At 28.7% G+C, this 17,126-nt stretch carries 13 protein-coding genes; all 13 read right to left on the reverse strand.

All coding sequences use genetic code 4. The annotated features are described in order from the left end of the window. Positions 1–4: 4 nt before the first annotated feature. Positions 5–1,003 (reverse strand): alpha-ketoacid dehydrogenase subunit beta, encoded by a 999-nt coding sequence (locus tag NPA11_RS02250; RefSeq protein ID WP_257043226.1) that lies wholly within the window; start codon positions 1,001–1,003, stop codon positions 5–7. Continuing rightward, positions 1,003–2,127, reverse strand: a complete 1,125-nt coding sequence (gene pdhA, locus NPA11_RS02255; RefSeq protein ID WP_257043228.1) for a pyruvate dehydrogenase (acetyl-transferring) E1 component subunit alpha — start codon at positions 2,125–2,127, stop codon at positions 1,003–1,005. Before pdhA ends, NPA11_RS02250 begins: the two co-directional genes overlap by 1 nt. Before the next feature lie 99 nt (positions 2,128–2,226). Next, positions 2,227–3,969, reverse strand: a complete 1,743-nt coding sequence (locus NPA11_RS02260) for a GIY-YIG nuclease family protein (protein ID WP_257043230.1) — start codon at positions 3,967–3,969, stop codon at positions 2,227–2,229. 64 nt (positions 3,970–4,033) lie between these two features. Beyond that, the gene (gene gap, locus NPA11_RS02265; RefSeq protein ID WP_257043232.1) at positions 4,034–5,038 is read right to left on the reverse strand and encodes a type I glyceraldehyde-3-phosphate dehydrogenase; all 1,005 of its coding nucleotides are present in this window, start codon (positions 5,036–5,038) and stop codon (positions 4,034–4,036) included. A 141-nt stretch (positions 5,039–5,179) separates the two neighbouring features. Next, complete coding sequence (gene fmt / locus NPA11_RS02270; protein WP_373457088.1) at positions 5,180–6,043, reverse strand: methionyl-tRNA formyltransferase; 864 nt, start codon at positions 6,041–6,043, stop codon at positions 5,180–5,182. Continuing rightward, complete coding sequence (locus NPA11_RS02275; RefSeq protein WP_257043235.1) at positions 6,027–6,875, reverse strand: hypothetical protein; 849 nt, start codon at positions 6,873–6,875, stop codon at positions 6,027–6,029. The genes fmt and NPA11_RS02275 overlap by 17 nt, the downstream gene beginning before the upstream one ends. Positions 6,876–6,886: 11 nt before the next feature. Beyond that, positions 6,887–7,861, reverse strand: coding sequence for a hypothetical protein (locus NPA11_RS02280; protein WP_257043237.1), 975 nt, complete (start codon positions 7,859–7,861; stop codon positions 6,887–6,889). 371 nt (positions 7,862–8,232) lie between these two features. Then, entirely contained in the window at positions 8,233–8,787 is a 555-nt protein-coding gene (locus NPA11_RS02285) for a dephospho-CoA kinase (RefSeq protein ID WP_257043238.1), read from the reverse strand. Beyond that, positions 8,787–9,674 (reverse strand): 5'-3' exonuclease H3TH domain-containing protein, encoded by an 888-nt coding sequence (locus tag NPA11_RS02290; protein ID WP_257043239.1) that lies wholly within the window; start codon positions 9,672–9,674, stop codon positions 8,787–8,789. Before NPA11_RS02290 ends, NPA11_RS02285 begins: the two co-directional genes overlap by 1 nt. Then, positions 9,667–12,606: a DNA polymerase III subunit alpha gene (gene dnaE / locus NPA11_RS02295; protein ID WP_257043240.1), complete on the reverse strand. Its 2,940-nt coding sequence runs from the start codon at positions 12,604–12,606 to the stop codon at positions 9,667–9,669. The genes NPA11_RS02290 and dnaE overlap by 8 nt, the downstream gene beginning before the upstream one ends. 86 nt (positions 12,607–12,692) lie before the next feature. Then, positions 12,693–14,093: an MHO_4530 family protein gene (locus NPA11_RS02300; RefSeq protein ID WP_373457157.1), complete on the reverse strand. Its 1,401-nt coding sequence runs from the start codon at positions 14,091–14,093 to the stop codon at positions 12,693–12,695. Between the two features lie 217 nt (positions 14,094–14,310). Then, positions 14,311–16,482: an ATP-dependent helicase gene (locus NPA11_RS02305; RefSeq protein WP_257043243.1), complete on the reverse strand. Its 2,172-nt coding sequence runs from the start codon at positions 16,480–16,482 to the stop codon at positions 14,311–14,313. Further along, the gene (locus NPA11_RS02310) at positions 16,463–17,125 is read right to left on the reverse strand and encodes an RDD family protein (protein ID WP_257043245.1); all 663 of its coding nucleotides are present in this window, start codon (positions 17,123–17,125) and stop codon (positions 16,463–16,465) included. The genes NPA11_RS02305 and NPA11_RS02310 overlap by 20 nt, the downstream gene beginning before the upstream one ends. Position 17,126: the final 1 nt, after the last annotated feature.

Genomic DNA, 17,126 nt, shown 5'->3' on the forward strand with positions numbered 1-17,126 from the left:
AATATTACATTTCATATGACATAACTTCTTTAATTTTGTCAATGATTTTTTCGTCGTTAATTGCGTGGAAACTTTCTCCCTTAGGAAGAGGGACGGTAATATCGTATCCAGTTAAACGAAACATTGGAGCTTGAAGGTATTCAAAAGCTTTTTCGTTAACTCTAGCCATAATTTCAGCTGACACTGAGAAACTTCTTACCGCTTCATGTACTACAAGTAATCTTCCAGTTTTCTTCACCGATTCAACAATGGTTGCATGATCAAGTGGTTTAATGGTTCTTAAGTCAATAAGTTCTACTGAAATTTCTGGATTTGTAGCTTGAAGTTTTTTAAGAGCTGAAAGCGAATCGTGCACTTGAGCTCCATAAGTCACTAAAGTTAAATCAGTTCCTTCAACTAAAACATTAGCTTTTCCAATTTCAACTTCATAGTATTCAGTAGGAATTTCTTGTTTTCCAGCACGATAGATTTTTTTGTTTTCAAGGAAAATAACTGGATCTGGATCGTTAATAGCCGCTAAAATTAATCCTTTAGTATCATATGGGAATGCAGGCATAACAACTTTCACACCTGGGACGTGTGAGTAAATTGCTTCAAGAGCTTCTGAGTGGTGTTCAAGAGCTCTAATCCCTCCACCCATAGGCATTCTAATAACAATAGGTACGTGTAAACGTCCTCTTGAACGGTTTCTTAATCTAGCTGCTTGAGTGAAAATTTGTTGCATAGCTGGGAACGAGAACCCTTGAAATTGAATTTCACCAATTGGTTTTAATCCAACTAATGATGCACCAATAGCAACTCCAGCAATAGCTGCCTCAGAAATAGGGGTATCGAAAACTCTATGAACTCCGTATTTTGCTTGAAGACCTTGAGTTGCACGGAAAACTCCACCTTCAAAACCTGCATCCTCTCCAAATAAAACAACATTTGGATCTCTTTCCATTGCAAGATCAAGAGAGTGAGTTAAGGCTTCGATATTGTTAAAAACTTTTGTATCAGACATTAGTTAGCTCCTTTTTTTGATCAATAATCAATAGCTTCTTGTTTTTGTTCTTGTAAGTATTCTGGAAGTTTTTCATAAGTGTAATCAAAAATATCTTCAAGTTTGGTATTAATTTTGGTCAAGCTTTCTTCGTAAGTTTTTTTAACAAAATCTAGAGATTCAGCTCAAATTTTAGTTTTAAGTTCTTCATTGAAAATACCAAGGTCAGTTAAATATTTCTCGAAACGGTGCATTGGTTCTCATTTTTCGTGTTCTTTTTCTTCGGTTTCAGTTCTATAAACTCTTGGGTTATCTGAAGTTGTGTGTGGACCCTGTCTTCAGGTTACAAATTCAACCACGATTGGTTTGCTTTCGGTTCTAGCATATTCAATAGCATCTTTAATAGCTTCATAGCTAGCTAAAAAGTCGTTTCCATCAACTCTAATTCCAGCACATCCATAAGCTGCCGCTTTGACCGAAAGTGTTGAAGAAACTGATTCAAAGTGATTTGGTGTTGAAATAGCTCATTGATTGTTGTTAATACAAAAAACTGCTGGTCATTCTTGAACAGCGGCAAAGTTAATTCCTTCTGAAAATTCTCCTTCAGTAGTTCCACCATTTCCGATAAAGGTAACTGCAACTCCACCTGTTTTGTTGTGTTTCATTCCATATGCTATTCCGGCAGCATGCGAAATTTGTGCACCAATAACAATGTTAATTGGAACTACGTTAACCCCTTCAGGCATGTAGCAACCTCATTCGTTCCCGTTTCAGTAAAGCAATTGGTTAATCATTGGTACACCAAGTGCTAACATTGTTGCGTTTGATCTAAAAGCTGGAACTAACCAATCTTTTTTACGATCCATAGCATAAGCTGTTGCCACTTGAAGTGCCTCTTCTCCAAAGTTTGGAGCAAATGTTAACATACGTCCTTGTCTTTGAAGTTGAAGCATGTATGTATCTTGTTGTCTTGATAATACCATCCATTTATATGCTTCAAGTAGTTGATCATTAGATAATGGAGATTTGTATTTTTTATCGATTAAATCACCGTTAATATCTAAGATTCTAATCATTTCATTAGGATCGGACATAACTGTATATTTACCATCTTTATCTAATGCATATTTGTATTTATGTGACATGTGATTCCTTTCATTCATTTCTTTGTATTCTAATTATACTAATTATTTGCTTATTTTATATAAATAGAATATTAAAAAGGAAATAATTCCACTATTTTACTACAAATTTTCTTTGATGATTTTAGCAATTTTTGCTCCGACTACTTGTGCTAATTGTTCTTGGGTAGCATTGTAAATTGACGCAAAGTCTTTAAAATTTTTGAGGAGCTTAATTTCTGAAGCGATTCCTACCCCTTTAATTTGTGAAAGTTTACTTTCAAGTGAAGCATTTAAATATTTGCTTCTAAAATACTCTTTTGCATACTGATCCACTTTACTTTGTAAAAAGCTTAAATAATTAAACAAATCTATCTGCTCAATTTTCAATTGAGAATTATTTCTAACCACAATTTCTCGGGTATTATGATTATCATCCTTAACTAAACCGATTAAATTAATTTTGTTTTTATCTAAAAAAGGAATGCTATCTAACGCTTTAAGAAAAGCTCGAATTTGAGTAATTCCGCCATCAACAACAAACAAATCGTCATATCCATAATCTTTGAATAGAAATTCATTAATGCTCAAATAATTTTTGACATTGTAGAACATATATTCAGTATCAGCACGCTTGCCTTTGGTCTCAATCAGTTTATTAATATCAAATTTTCGATTCAAAGTTTTAATGTTGCCGTGAACATCAAAAGCCATTCCAACTCCAACAACAAAATTATTGTTTAAGTTAGAATTATCAAAAATAAAAATGCGATGAATTGGTTTGTTTAAGGATAATAGTTGTTCAAGCTTTTTAAAACATTCCTGAACTTTTAGTTGCTGAGATTGTAGCTTTAAGTATTTTTGTTCAAAAGAATATTTCAAATTATCATAAGCTTGATTGAGTAAATTTTTTAAGGTTCCAATTTTGGGAAATACCATTTTTTTACTCAAAAACCCAAAATCTCAATCTACATATTTAGGATCTAAAACAATTAAATCAGCTTGAGAGTGTTTGAGATAATATTGCTCTAAAATTTCGTTAATATCATTTTGTTCATTAACCAGTGAATCGATAAAAAAATAGCGATGAGCTACTTGCACTCCAAAGCAAAAACTCATTTCAAAAACATGTATAGTGTTATCAATATGTTTAAAAACAAATACATCAATATTCTTTTTATTGCTAATTTCGCTGACTTGACGTTTTTTCATTTGTTCAAGAAGTTCAATTGAATCACGATATTCAATTGCTACTTCAAAATCCATACGTTGAGAAGCTTGGTCTCGTTTGTTGTATAGTTGTTTAATAAAATCATTATTTTTAAGTTTAAGGACATTGATAATTTCATGGTAAGTTGTTTGTAATTCTTTCTCATTTCGTTGATTAATTTCAAATCCATTATGGAATAAAAAATTTCTTACGAGCACATTTATCAGCTCTTTTCGTTTAAAACCGGCTGTAATTGGACCATAATAAAAAGTATTAGCAGTATTCAAATTAATCTTTGGAGAAGACTTAATTTCAATCTTTTTGTTTTTTATTGCCACCTTAATATAGCTGTAAGTTTTATCATCTTTGAGATTGATATTGTATTTAGGTTTATATTTTTCTATGTATTGTTTTTCTAGAATTAAAGCACTGGATTCATTGTCTTTAACCACAAAATCAAAATCGCTAATTTCGCTAACAAGTTTAGTGGTTTTATATGAATTAATACTTCCTTTAAAATATTGGTGCATTCGTTTGAATAAATTATTTGCTTTTCCAACATAAATAATTTGATTCAGTTCATTTTTTCATAAATACACACCAGGTTTTTTCGGAACTTGTGCTAAGCGTTCGTGTAATAATCTTGATTGATCCATAATTAATGTAATTATATTAAAAAGATAAGCTCGTGCTTATCTTTTTACTTGAATAATGTGGATATTATTTTAATTTAGCAAAGTGTGATACTGTTCTCACAAGTTGTGAAACATATGACATTTCATTGTCATATCAAGCTGAAATGTGGTAAAGATTTTTACCATCAGCTCCTTTAACAATTTTAGTAAGATCAGCATCATAAATTGAACCATAGTGTGAACCAATAATATCTGAAGATACAATTGGATCAGTTTCGTATTTTAAGCTTTCATTAGCACCTTTTTTAAATGCTGAGTTAATTTCTTCGACTGAAGGTTGTTGTTTAAGTTCAACCACAAGTTCAACAAGTGATCCGGTAATAGTTGGAACTCTTACTGCTGATCCATCTAAAATTCCAGCAGCTTCAGGAATAACAAGTCCAAGTGCTTTAGCAGCACCAGTTGAGGTAGGAATCATGTTAAATGATGCTGCTCTTGAACGACGTAAGTCGCTGTGAGGAGCATCTTGTAATCTTTGGTCTCCAGTGTATGAGTGAACTGTAGTCATTCATCCTTTTTCAACTCCAAAGTTTTTTACAAGCACATCAACCACAGGTGCTAAACAGTTAGTGGTACATGAAGCAGCTGAAATTACGCTATCTTGAGGAGTGATTGTTTGGTGGTTAACATTGTAAACAATAGTTTTAACATCTGAACCAGCAGGTGCTGAAATCACCACGCTTTTTGCTCCAGCTTCAACATGAAGTGCAGCAAGGTCTTTTTTAACAAATCTTCCGGTCGATTCAACCACAAGATCAATTCCTAATTTACCCCAAGGCAATGCTTTAGGATCCTTTTCTGCATACACAGCAATTTTATGTCCATTAACAACAATTGCTGATTCTTCTGCGTGAACATCAGCTTTTAACATTCCAAAAGCTGAATCATATTTTAGTAAGTGAGCTAAGGTTTTTGCATCGGTTAAATCGTTAACTGCAACAACTTGAACATCTTGATTATTTGTTTCAAGCAATCTTCTTAAGAACAATCTTCCGATTCTTCCAAAACCATTAATGGCTACTTTTTTCATAATAAATATCCTTTCATCTGAGTAATATTAAATACTTTATTACTATTATAATACAATAAATTATTACTAAGTTAAGGATAAAAAGAATTTTAAAAACCAAAATGGCAATGTTTGCTCATTTTGGTTTTTAAAAAAATTAAGTTAATGATATTTTAAAGTGATTCTTTTTTTAGATTCGAATTGATAATCAATTGCATATAAACTACCATTGGAAAACTTAAGCTCAATTGCATTATTAACATGATTTTTGGATGCATAATAAACTTTTAAGCGTTTATCACCAATAAATACATAAGCTCCTGGATTAGATGAAAAAGCTCGAATTTGATTAAAAGCTTGATCAACGGTTAAACTTCAACCGAGTAAAGCATCTTCTTTGTTTAATTTGGGAGCTAAAGTCACTTGAGATTCATCTTGGATAATTTCTGTAAAATTATCATTAAAAAAATCGTTTAATCAAGATACAATGTGTTCAGTTCCTAATTGAGACATTTTTTCAAACATAGTATCAGATGTATCATTGGGTAAAATGTTTATTTTAGCTTCTTTAATAATATTTCCAGCATCCATGCGATCAATCATATAGATTAAATTCAGGCCAGTTTGATCATCACCATTTCACACACTATGTTGAATTGGAGCGGCTCCACGGTATTTTGGAAGAAGAGAACCATGAATGTTTAATGATCCTTTTTTAGCTAAATTTAGTATTTTAGTAGGTACATATTGTCCAAATGCACAAGTCAGTAACAGATCATAATCTAATTCTTTCAATTGTTCATAAATTTGTCCAATTTTTTCGGGTTGAAAAAGTATAATATTATACTTTTGAGCCAGAAGTTTTGTTGGAGTTGGATCAAGTTTATATCCACGATTTGCGGGCTTATCTGGTTGAGACACAATTGCAACAACATTAAAATTTTGAATCACTTTTTCAAAAATAGGAACTGAAAATTGTGGTGTCCCTGCTAGTACTATTTTAAATTCTTTATTCAACTCACACATCCCCTTGGGTTAAATTTTTAACCGCTAATTTAAAGTCATTAATTTGTCCTTTTGTAAACAAATCGTCAGTATTTTGAGAATCTAACACAGTTTCAATTTCGCTTTGTGAAATTTTTGAACCAAAACAGGTAAATTTATTATAAGTAATTCGATAATTCAAAATTTTTACCAACATTTTAAAAAATCATTTGGGTAGCCGATCATAACCTAAATTATCAAAAATAACTGCATCGCATTTCATAATGGTATTAATAACATAATCAGTGCTATTATCGTTAAAAGATGACTTAATTTCATCAAGTAAATATTCAATGTTCACATAAGTGACCTTAAGATCTTGAAAGGCAAGATCTTTAGCTAAACCGGAAAGAATTTCATGACGAATATTCCAGTTTGATGAGTGCAAAAAAAGTCCTTTGAGTTGTTTTAATGATTCAGCATTTCCTAAAGCATGTCTAAATTCTTTTTGATATTGATATAAATCAAAAAAATCAGCCTTTTGAATCAGCTGCTCTGAAAAAGGTTGGTATTTTTGATTAATTCCTAAATTTTCAAAAACAATGTTGTTATATAACAAGTATTGACGGTATTTTTCATTGTTTGCAAAATAACGTTTTGTTTCAACTAAGCCTTTAGCATTACGAATTAATTCGATTCGATCAATATAATCTTCTGGATTAATTTCACGCAGTTTTACGTTCATTAAATCAATGAATTTGTAAAATATTTCTTCATCACTCATTTGGAGTTGTTCAATTATCTTGAGCAAACTCGGATCATTTTTTGCGTCTTGAACTAATTTTTCTTTAGTTATAGCCGGTTTTTTAAGCATGTAACCTCATTTTAAATTGAATTAAGGTAAAGTTTTTTAATGTAGTTTTTTGATTTGATTGATTTATGGTAGATTTTGTGGTCTGAATATTTTCCGTCAAGATAATTTTCAGCTATTTCAAACGAGAAAATCTTTTTGCTACTTAGCTCTTTTAAAATACTATTAACTTGCTTTAATTCCACAATGTTCTTATTTAAAAAACTAATTAGCATAACAAGGTTAATCACTTTATTATCAAATCCTAGAGTTAAAAATTCTTTAATAACTTCATTTGCATTGTCTTGAATTTGATTTTTTGATAAAAAATTATAAAAATGAAGAGGTTCATAAGTTTGTAGTGCTTGATATTCATTTCGGATTTCTTGATCTAAAAAATGAAGCGGCATTTTTAATTCAATGTTTTTAAAACTTGAAAAAGAATTGTTTTGAATGCTTTGTTCAATTCTTTTTCCGGCTTCAATCACCAAATCAATACTTCGGGTGCTTTTTGGAGCTTTCATTTTTTCACCAAAAACATCGATAAAATTAGCACTAATATCTTTCATGTAATCAGCTGGTACACTTCTTTTAATCACATTACTTGCAAGTAAATTATCAACAATATCTTTACCTAAACAATTAATTAAAGCGTTTTTTAACAAACGATTACTTTTAACTTCTTCTTTATTTAATGGTCTTTTAATTAAAAACATTAATTTATTAGTTTTTTCATTAAAGTAAGTTTTAATTAACCCAATGGCTTCAAGATTTGATCTAGATTGAGATAGCTCATCCATTTTAACAGATAAAAAAGAGCAAATGCCTGAAAAAGCATATTCAGAATGATAAAGTTTATCAACCTTGATTTTATTATATAGAAAATTATATAAAGTAACAGCTTGTGAGCCAATAATTGGGAGATAAAAATTTAAAATATTTTCTTGATCACTCGGAGTTAAGTCCTCGTTTCTTTCAACAACAAAATAATTATAGTGAATGCTTTGCATTTTGTCCCCCTTATTAAAAATTTGACAACCAATTTTTGGTCTCTGTATATCAATTTTAAAAGAGTTAAAAAACTATTTAGATAAAAAAATATTTTAAAAATTTTATTAGCAATAAAAACTTGACATATCCACAATTATAAAAAAATAAAAATTACATTTTAGCCTACAAAATAACTTTAAAAACGCTTTTTTAGATTATTATCCCAGTTATTCACAAGTTGTTATTTTTTAAAAATTTGAGTTTTTAATAAATTTATTAAATTATTTTTTAGCTTAAAATCTAATTTCGGCTTTAAACGTTGATAAACATTTTTTCAACATCAAAAATATCTTATATGAATGCATAAAATTTAAAAAAATAGAACAATTTTTTAGCTTTTTTTGGGTAAATTTTGTAAATATTTTTCTATTTCTTGGGAACTATTTAATCAAATTTTTTCAATTAATCTAAATGGGTGGTTTTGTAAAAAAGTTAAATCATTTATTTGGTCTAATAAAGTGAATTTTTCTGCACTAACCTTGCGTTTTGTACAAAAAGTTTTTCTTATATCTTTATCTAAATTGAGCACAATTATTTGGCTAAAAATAGTTGCAAAATTAACATGTTCACTTTTTAAAACAGGAACTTCAACATAATCATACTTGTTGATATTTAAATGATCATAAATTATTTGATGAATTTTTTTTTCTAATTTCTTAAATAGTGGATAATTGTTTTTAATTAACCTAACGATCTCTTGTTTGTTAATTTGGTTATTTAGAACAATCATTTTTAAATCTGAATCTTGAATTTGAGCAATAAATTCAGCATTTTGATAAAGTTGATCAACAAATTGATCGCAATTAAATACTTTATAGCCGCAATTTTCAAGTTGATTTAAAAATGTAGTTTTACCTGAACAAATTTTTCCACTAATCACAATCATTAAAATAACTCCTTAAGATATCTAGTTACTATATTCAATTCGAGTTCTTTAAGCATTGAATTTGCTGGCTCAATTTGAATATTTAGTTTAAGAACGTCTTTGTTGATTTCAAATTCAGCAACATTAAAATTTAATTGTGCAAGATCATAACACATTTGTCCTTGAGCTTGATTATTAATTAATTTATCTTTAAGCGATCCTCTAAGTTGATCTAAATTTTGATAAATTCCACTAAATGAGTGGAATTGTTTAAGTAATTTAATAGCGGTTTTATCTCCAATACCTTTAATTCCGGGTAAATTATCGCTCGGATCACCTTTTAAGGCTTTAAAGTCAACAATTTGACTAGGATAAAGATTATAAATCTGATAAAAATTTTCATTGGTAATAAGTTGATAGCTGCTTTGGAAATCCTTATCAATAATACTAGTTGACTCATTTACAAGTTGCAACAAGTCTTTATCACGTGAAAAAATGAGTTTTTGTAAGTTATCTGAATTAAATCTACGTGAAGCTGTAGCAATGAGATCGTCGGCTTCAGCTCCGTTAATTTCAAAATGGAAAATGTTTAATTTGCTCAATAATTGTTTGATTATATCAAATTGAACAAATATTTCTTTTGGTGCCTTAGTCCGATTGGCTTTATATTCAGGATAAGTTAAGTGTCTTTGGGTTTTGGCGCTGGCATCAAAAGCAATAAATAAATATTCAGGGTTAAAAAAACGAATTAATTTAATGATTTGTAATAAAAATAAATTAATTGCATTAGTGGGTGTTCCATTTGATGAGTGCATAATTGCATTGACATCTCCACGATATGTAGCGTAAAAAGATTGGAACATTAAATAGTTTCCGTCAATCAAGAGCATTTTTTCTTTATTATTCATGTTTTACTTCCTCTCAACTTTTAATTGAATAATATCCTTTAGCAGATAAATATAAACTCACTAAAATAACTCTTGGTTGAGGAAAATCAATTAAATCTTGAGCTGAATGTTCAAAAATAAAGGCTGAAATTGCTCCTGAAGAATCTGATACTTTAGCTCTAACTTGTCCTTTTTGGTTTTTATTAACATTTTCTAAAAAGACATAAAAGAAATTGTTTTGATTTTCTTTTAAATCTTCAAGGCGAATTTCTCGTTCGTATTTTTTAGTTGGATAAACATTAAATACTGATCCGAGTAATTCTTTTTCAAGCTTAATTTCAAGGTTTAAGTCTAAATCAAACGATTGAATTTGTTTTTGATCAAAACCAGTACTTTGAAAAAATTTCTCTAATTTAGTTTCCAATGATTCATCAGATTTAGAATAAAGATCTTTAAAAATCTTAGCTCCATTATTAATGGCAGGCAGTGCATTGATTAACTCAACTACATTCCCAAAATCACGGAACACATTTGCCTTAATTAATGTTTCAATGACCGCATCACCTACACCTGAGATTTTTAATCTTAAAATTCCTGTGAAAAAGTTATCAATCTTACCACCACGTTTGAGTTCTTGTGCAATTTTAGCTACTGCACTTGGTCCAATTCCTTTGATTATTAAAAGTGGTAAATAAATTTGTGATTTACTATTTTGCACATTTTTGAAAATAATTTCGCTTTTAAATAAAGCATGATTAATATGTGGGGAATGGACGATAATATTTTGTTTTAATGCTTGAACAGCACTACTTTTGATGGCTCCTAAATCCCCTGTGGCATTATCAATGATCACTTTATAAAAAATTTCTGGATAGCGAGCCTTATAAAATGCTAATTTATAAGTAATAAACGAATAAGCTACTGCGTGAGCTTTATTAAATCCATATAAAGCAAATTTTAAAATTTGATTATAAATTTGTTCAATGACGCTTTTATCAATATTATTTTGAATTCCTTTTTGATAAAAAATTTCTGAATACTTGCTTAAATCGTGAGCATTCTTTTTCGAAATTGCTCTACGCATTAAGTCAGCTTCAATAAAACTCATTTTGGCCACTTGTTGAGCAATTTGCATAATTTGCTCCTGATAAACAATAATTCCATATGTTGGTGCGACAATTAAATCATACATTGGATGAATAGATTCAATTTTCTTATTATCAAATTTTACATCAGCATAAATTGGAATAAAATCCTTAGGACCAGGTCTAAAGAGTGAAATAATAGCATAAATATCTTCAAAGGTGTCCACTTGGACTTTTTTAATTACACTTTTCATCCCTGGAGATTCGAGTTGAAAAATCCCGTCAGTATTAAGTGAGTTAATTAAATCAAAAGTTAAACGATCATTGTATGGATTAAAATTTAAATTAATCACTTGATCAAAGCGATATTGTTCACTAATTTGACTTTCAATCTGATTAATCACAGTAAGATTTTTTAGTCCTAAAAAATCAATCTTAATTAATCCGTATTGTTCTAAATTATTCATTTCAAACTCAACTTGATTTAATGGAGCTGATGAATGACGAACAGGAACAACTTGGGTTAAAGGGCGATCAGAAATAATTACACCGGCAGCATGAATTCCACTTTGACGCGGCATTCCTTCGATTTTACGAGCATATTGGTGTAATTTTTCGTGCTTATCAACAAGCATTTTATATTTAGCGTTTCGCTCATAAGCAACATCAAGCGAGACATCAAATTTGCTTAATGAATCACAAATTTTATCAATTTCAGGGAGCGAAATTTTTAAGACACGAGCTACATCACGAAGCGATGATTTTAATGCTAATGTTTGAAAAGTTGAAATTAGTGCACATTTATCTTTTCCGAAACGATGGGCAATATACTCAAGTAATTCGTTTCTACGATCGTCCTGAATATCTATGTCAATATCTGGAAGCGATACTCGAGCTACATTTAAAAAACGCTCAAACAAAAGACCGTACTCAATTGGGTTAACATTAGTAATATCAAGTAAAAATGCAATAATTGAACCTGAAGATGAACCTCTTCCTGGGCCAACTTCAATTTTTTGACTAGCAGCAAAATCAAGAACATCCTTAATCACTAAAAAATAATTAATAAAATTAAGTTTTTCAATTGTGTCTAATTCATAATTAATTCTCTGGTCAATAACATCTTTGCCATGTCGTTTAATTAATTGCACATATTTGTTTTTGTTCAATTTTTCAAGCAACAATTGCTTAGGATTTTCAAAGGAAGCTAGTTTAATTTCGTTAGAAATAGTAAACGGTTCAATTAAATTAACAAAATTTTGCATGTGCTCTAAAACTTGCGGATCAACATTGTTAAATTCATTACTATCGAAATAATCAGTGTATTCAATTTCCTCTAGAGCTTGATTTTTCTGAGCAATTTGGTTGAGAATGTGAAGAATTTCATTTTCGTTTTGGTATAACACTTTTTTCAATGGGGCATAAACAGTTTTAAAATTGCCTACTATTTGTTTGGAATTAAAGTAAAAATTATCAAGGGCTTGCTCAATTTCATTTGGCTCAAATCCATTTGTTGGATGGTTAATTAATAAAATATTGGGATTATTTAATTGCGAAAGTGAAACACTGATATTTTCTGAACGCATTAAGATTAGCTCATTAATAAACACGTATCCTTGATAATTTTTAGCATAAACTAAAATGTTCTTATCATTTTCTAAAGTTAATTCAATTCCTGCAATGAGTTTGAGATTGTGTTTTTGAGCAAAATCTAAAAACATGGGTAATGCAAAGAAATTTTCTTTATCAGTCAGGGTTAAGTATGGACTTTTGTTTTGTAAAATAAGCTCAAAAAGTTCATTAATCTTAATAGTTGATGATAAAAAAGAATATTCAGTATTAGTGTGCAAAATAATTGGATGTTTCATAATTGATATTTTACAAGTTTCTTAATATTTAATGTTGATAAAGCGTGATTAATTGTAAAAATAATAAACTCAAAACAGTGAGTTTATTATTTGTAATATGCTTTAATTTGAGCTTTATCCACAATTAATGGATCTAAATTTAATTGTGGGCTTTCATAAACTATTTTAATTCCGTTTTTTTGAGCCAAATAAACAACATTAATGCAATCATAAAAAATATCAGTTTCATTTAATCGAGATGAAATTTCTTCACTAATGACAATCACTTTAAGTTTAGTGTAATTAATAACATTAAATAAAGGTTTATCAATACGATTAACATATAAAGCTGTCGGAATGTTGAATTGATAGTTTGATTTGATTTTTTTTCTTAATTTTTCATAGTCAAATAAATTTTTATATGCATACACTAAGTATGTTGGTGAAGTGGCCGAATCCACAATTGGTGATTTTAGAAAAACTTCTTGCGAAATTTTAACCATATTAGAGCTAATTGCAATTCTAGGATTACTTTCGTTTAGTGTGTTTTTAATATTTTGATATCACGAATTTTCAAACATATAGTTTAAATAAGGAACTTTTCGAAAAATTTGTAAATATTTATTATTAAAATCATCAAAATCAACTTCTTTCACTGATAAAATTGAATCACGTTGACTTTTGTATACCTTAATTTTGTATTCTTTGATTTTAAACTCTTCGTTAGTATTAAGTTTAATATACTCATTATAATGAAAAATAAAATCCTTAAATTCATCGGTTAAAAAGACTGAAGGATTTAAATCAACATAATTTGAAGCATTTTCGTGATCATTAAGAATGTTAAAAAGCGAATAACGAATTTTATTTAATAAATCAATATTACTACTTTGAGGATTGTAAGCTTGTTCGATAATAAATAAGGTTGCACCAAGAAAATATTTAGTGGCTAAAAAGTTTTTGTTTAACTGCTTTACACTCTTTAAAAGTGATAAATATGATGAATGGCTCTTTTTGTTAAAGACAAAGTAAATAAATCCATCTTGAATATTAATATAAGATTTTTTGTAAGGAATTCCAAAATGCTTATAAATAGAAATAATTTCAAGTGGCTGGATTTCGTTAATATAAAAATATGGTTTTAAAGCAAAAGCTAAAATTATTTTCTTTTGTATAATGTTATTAATCTTTTTTTGATTATTAATTAATTGAGTAGCATTTTTTCGTTTATAAACACGATTCCGGTTTCAGATAATTGAGCAACGAAAAAATCCGTCATTTTTAGCAGTAATTTTAAGTGAATAAACTGTTTTATAGTTAAAAAATTTATCTAAACGCAGAACTAATTTTTCAAATAAAGTTAAATCAAGAGCATTAATCATTTCTTGATTTTGATCAAATTGAATAATTAAATCGTTTTGAAATTCAGGACTTAAATTTAAATAAGTTTGCAATTCATTAGCAGCTTTTTTGTTTAAAAAATCTAAAAAGTTTGAATTGAAATATATTTAAAAGTGGTGAATTCACTTTTTTTTGCATCAAAAATTGTCGAGATAAATAAATATTTTTCTGAAAAACGTAATACTCTTTTGTTAATGTTATCAATACGAAAAAGAATTACTCCAGAAAATGATCTAAAGTAATATAGGATTAAAATGAAGAATGAAAGCAATCCTAGAATAAAAAAGATTAAAAATGAAAAAACTAGAATTAAAATAAGTCCCATTATGATGAAATAACTTGAATTGCAGGGTGATCTTTATTGAGTGTTTTTTGTTTTTTATCTTTAATAAAACGCACTACAATTTCAGAGCCCTTAACTTCAAGCACTTCTCCCTCCCCGAAAGTAACATGTGAAATAATATCTCCGACAATGACTTTATTTTGCTTTTTCTTGTCTGATTCAGAATTCAAATAATTAATATCAAAATTCTTGTGCAAAATAATTTCATCTAAATTAATTCCCATTTCTTTAATGAAACGAGAAGGAGACTTGGGGGTATCGCTCCCGACTAAATGTCCACGTGAATCACTAATAAACAAGTTTTTTCTAGCTCGGGTGATGGCAACATAAGCTAAACGTCTTTCTTCTTCAATTGGTGAATCCTCACTGTTAAGATAGCTAATAGCTTTTTCTTGATTATTAATTACCTTAATACTTGGGAAAATTCCTTCAGTAAGTCCAACCACAAAAACATTGTCAAACTCAAGACCTTTGGCTGAGTGAATAGTCATCAAAGAAACATAATTATTGCTATTATCTCCTTCATCAGCAGCTGATAAAAGCGAAACCATGTTTAAATAATCTCCTAATGTGCCTTGCGGATTGTTTTGTTCTCAGTTTTTAATTGACTCGATTAGTTCATTAACATTATCTAGCGCTGATCCGCGAATGTTTTTATTGTTTTCAATATGTTCATAGTATTTAATTTCACTTAAAAATCAATTAATTGTTTCACTAATTTTTCTGAGATTTATTTTCTTTTGTGCTGTTAAAATGAGCTTAAAGAATGGAAAGAGTTTATTTTTAATAATTTTCCCCGGAATTGGAAGATGTTTGATATCTTTAACAATAATGTTAAACATTGACTCGCCTCGTTCAAGAGCATATTCCTTAATTTTGCTCAATGTAGTATCGCCAATGCCACGAACCGGAACATTAATAATTCTCTCAAGAGCTATATCTGAACCATCAAAAATAACTCTTAAAAAGGCTATAACATCTTTAATTTCACTTCGTTGGAAGAATTTGACTCCATTAAAAATTTTGTGATTAATATTTTCTTGAATTAATGCTTCTTCAAATGGTCTTGAATAATAATTAGCACGATATAAAATAGCTATATTTTTAAGTTGATTCTTTTGTTTTTTAAGCTCATTAATTTTTTGTACTACTCAGCGAGCTTCGGCTTCAACACTAAATCCATGATAAAACTCAATATCATCTCCATCGGTATTTTGTGTAATTAAGTTTTTATTGTACCGAATTTGGTTGTGTTGAATCAGTTTATTGGCTGCGTCAAGAATTTTTTTAGTTGAACGATAATTAAGATCTAAAACAACGGTTTTGCTATTTGGATATTCTTTTTCAAAGTCTAAAATTAAATTAACTTCAGCGCCACGTCAGTTATAAATAGTTTGATCGGGATCACCAACAATTGTTAAATGAGTTCCGTCTCCAACAATTTTTTTAATAATGTCATATTGCATTTTTGAAGTATCTTGAAACTCATCAATTAGAATATATGAAAATTGTTTTTTATAAAATTGAGCTACATCTGAATGATTAGTTAGCAATTTGTGGGCTTGAATAATTAAATCATCAAAATCTAAGGCTCCCTTAAGGGCTAATTCATCTAAATATCCTTGATAAACCTTAACAATAGGGTCATCAAGTTTTAAATTTAAAATTTCAGCAAATTGATAAATATCATAATTTTTGTTTTTAGCCCACGAAATGTATTGAATCATATTTTTATAACTCACTACTTGAGTAGTAATTTCAAACCGTTTATATAAAGAGACTAAAATTTGATTTTTATCAACTTCATCAAGAATTAAAAAGTTGTTGTTATAACCGAGTAAGTGGATAAATTTACGCAAAATATTGCTACATAATGAATGAAAAGTGTAAATTTTTAAATCTGAATCATTATAAAGATACTTACTAATTCTTTCTTTCATTTCATTGCAAGCTTTATTGGTAAAGGTCACAGCTAAAATATTGCTTGACGAAATTCCAAGATCATTAATTAGATAAGTTACTTTACGAGTTAAAACCTTAGTTTTACCACTTCCGGCACCAGCAATAATTCTTAAGTTTGTATCAAAATACTCAACGGCTTCACGTTGAAAATCATTTAAATCGGCTAATACATTATTTCTCTTTAAATTCATGTTCTTCCCTTTCATGATCGTTAAAGTATTCAAAATGTGGTAACTCTGAATAATAAGGAATTAATTTGAGTTCTTCATTTTTGATAATATTTTTATATTTATTAATTACTACTCGCGTGTGGGTAATTTTATCAATAATGCTTAGACGACTTTTATTTAAAATTATCGAAATATTGGCAATAAATTGGAGTAAAAATCAATAGCTAATTAAAATTGCAATAAGGTTTTTTTTAATGTCATTTCAAAATCCTGATTTTAAATTAGTTAAATCTTGATTGTTAAAATCAGATAGCTTAATTAAGCTAATAAAAAGCACTAAAATAACAATTCAAAAGGCACCATTAAATAAATTTTTAATAATAAAAGTTTTAAAATTAATCTTTTTGCCTGATTGATCGAGCGTTTTCAGATTAAATAATTTTTGAAATAAAGTTTGCTTATTAAAGATTATGGGAACAAGTATAAAATAAATCATTATCCACAAAATACAGAGAGAAAAGCTTCCGTAATAATAAGTGTTATTGTAAAAATTTTCTTTTGTAGGAATTAAAAAATAAAAAATAACAAAAATAACTACTGCTGAAATTAAAAAATCAAACAAGTTACAAATAAATCTTCTTCAAAAACCAGAGTTTTCATACATT

The sequence above is a fragment of the Mycoplasma sp. 1578d genome, from assembly GCF_024582695.1.
GTDB lineage: Bacteria > Bacillota_I > Bacilli_A > Mycoplasmatales > Metamycoplasmataceae > Mycoplasmopsis.